The organism is Pedobacter sp. 10L46_2, from assembly GCF_056395165.1.
Map to the genome: position 1 here is coordinate 1 of NZ_JBFTIZ010000445.1, position 2,336 is coordinate 2,336.

Genomic DNA, 2,336 nt, shown 5'->3' on the forward strand with positions numbered 1-2,336 from the left:
CTATTACTGCCGATGGATATGATAGCCCCATAATGGCTATGAATGTTAATGAAGCACTTGATTTTGCAACCAAAAAAAATATGGAAGCGTATATTATTTATCACCGAAAGGACGGAAGCGTTGCCGATACACTTACGGCGGGATTTAAAAAAATGATAATAAACTAATCCATTGTTAAAAAAAGTACCTAACCAAAAACCAAAAATATGAACAGAATAGAATTTTTAAGAAATAGCTTTGTCGCCACTGGTGCGCTTGTGGCCGGGTCTTCAATAAATGGACTTGCTGCAGACAAAACTACTACGGGGCAAGGCTCAGCCTTGGCTGGTAAAACTTTTAATCTAGATTATGCTCCTCATCAGGGAATGTTTAAGAATAATGCCGGTGATAGCTTTCTGGATCAGATTAGATTTATGCATGATCAGGGTTTTCGTTCTATTGAGGACAATGGCTATTTAGGAAGATCAGTTGATGAACAAACAAAAATAGGAGACCTGCTTGCCAAATTGGGCATGAGAATGGGTGTTTTTGTTGTTGATGGAGGGGATAACTGGAAAACATCGTTAACAACAGGCAAAAAAGAGTTTAAAGATAAATTCGTAGAGACCTGTAAAAAGTCTGTAGAAGCTGCAAAAAGATGTAATGCAAAATGGTTAACAGTTGTTCCGGGATTTTACGAACGCAAATTACCTTATGGAAATCAATTTGCAAATGTTGTTGATGCTATGAGGGCTGGTGCCGAAATTTTTGAACCCCATGGTTTAATAATGGTACTGGAGACCTTAAGTGATACCCCTGAGTTATTTTTACAACAAACGCATGAAACCTATGCTGTTTGTAAGGCAGTGCAGAGTCCTTCATGTAAAATTCTTTATGACATTTATCATATGCAGAAAACTGAAGGGCAGTTAATAGTTAACATTGATAGATGCTGGGATGAGATTGCCTACATTCAAATAGGTGATAATCCTGGAAGAAATGAACCAACAACCGGTGAGATTAACTATAAGAACTTATTCAAACACCTTTATGAAAAAGGGTATAAAGGCGTTATGGGTATGGAACATGGTAATTCAAAACCAGGAAAAGAAGGTGAACTTAGAGTAATACAAGCATATAGAGAAGAAGACAACTTTCTTTCTTAGTGTTTTAAAATAGATCGAGTTGAGCTTTGGGGATTTTAAACAAACCAGGGTTCAACTCAATCTTTTTCTCGTTTAGGTGGTTCAGCCGACAATGAAGTTTAAAGTTATCTCTAATTAACTGAGCGATATTGCCATCGCCCCTCATTCTATCTCCAAATCTGCTATCGTTTACATTTCCACCGTGACAGGACTGAATCATATGCCACACCTTCTCAAAGCGATCAGGGTAGTTTTTGCGCAGCCAGTCTTCAAATATCCCTCCAATAGCGCCATTAAGTCGTACCACAGTATAACCCGCTGATATTGCCCCACAATTGGCAATAGTTTTTAGGATAACAGGGATTTCATGATCGCTTAGACCTGGAACGAGCGGGGCAACCATAACGCCCATTGGAATTCCTGCTTTGCTTAGCTCTTCCACTATTTTTAATCGTTGTTTGGCAGTAGTTGTTCTCGGTTCCATTTTTGAACGGAGCTTTTCATTTAAGCTATTAATCGAAACATATACCATGCACAAATTAAGTTTAGCCATTTCCTGCAGAATATCCAGGTCACGAAGTATGAGCGCATTTTTTGTAATCATCCCGATGGGTTGCTTATAGGTCAAAGCAATTTCTAAAAGCTGACGCGTTATTTTGAAGCGTCTTTCTGCGGGTTGATAGCAGTCTGTATTGCCAGATAATGAAATAGTAGATGCATCCCATCCTTTACGCTCCAAAAACTTTTTGAACAGGATAGGAGCGTCTGTTTTTACTATGATTTTGCGTTCAAAATCTAATCCAGCGCTAAATCCCCAATACTCATGCGCGTTTCTTGCATAGCAATAGGTGCAACCGTGTTCACAGCCCTGATACGGATTTAGAGAGTATAGCATGCCTACATCAGGACTATCTACTTTGTTTACAATAGATTTTGATTTGCCAAAAATGAAAGTGGTCTTTTGATCCTCCTCTTCCCATTCGTCAATTCCTTCATCATGTTCCTTTACATAATCATTTTTAGCAAAACGATTATGAGGGTTAAACTGAGCCCCTCTTCCTTTGTGGTAATTGTCGGGTGTTTCTTTGTCTAATATCATTAGTTAAAATTACTAAAAATATTAGTATCTTTGAAAAGAAGTTATTCACTATTTTGTGATGGGATGTAATCTTTATTTGCGCTTTAGAGGTATATAGTCCATAGGTACCATAT

General features: G+C 38.0%; 2 protein-coding genes. One reads left to right on the forward strand and one right to left on the reverse strand.

All coding sequences use genetic code 11. The annotated features are described in order from the left end of the window. Positions 1-206 precede the first annotated feature (206 nt). Entirely contained in the window at positions 207-1,145 is a 939-nt protein-coding gene (locus AC1DDX_RS26505) for a hydroxypyruvate isomerase family protein (protein ID WP_172661108.1), read from the forward strand. Between the two features lie 4 nt (positions 1,146-1,149). On the opposite strand, the gene AC1DDX_RS26510 is transcribed toward AC1DDX_RS26505, so the two are convergent. Then, positions 1,150-2,223: a PA0069 family radical SAM protein gene (locus AC1DDX_RS26510; RefSeq protein WP_172661107.1), complete on the reverse strand. Its 1,074-nt coding sequence runs from the start codon at positions 2,221-2,223 to the stop codon at positions 1,150-1,152. Positions 2,224-2,336 lie beyond the last annotated feature (113 nt).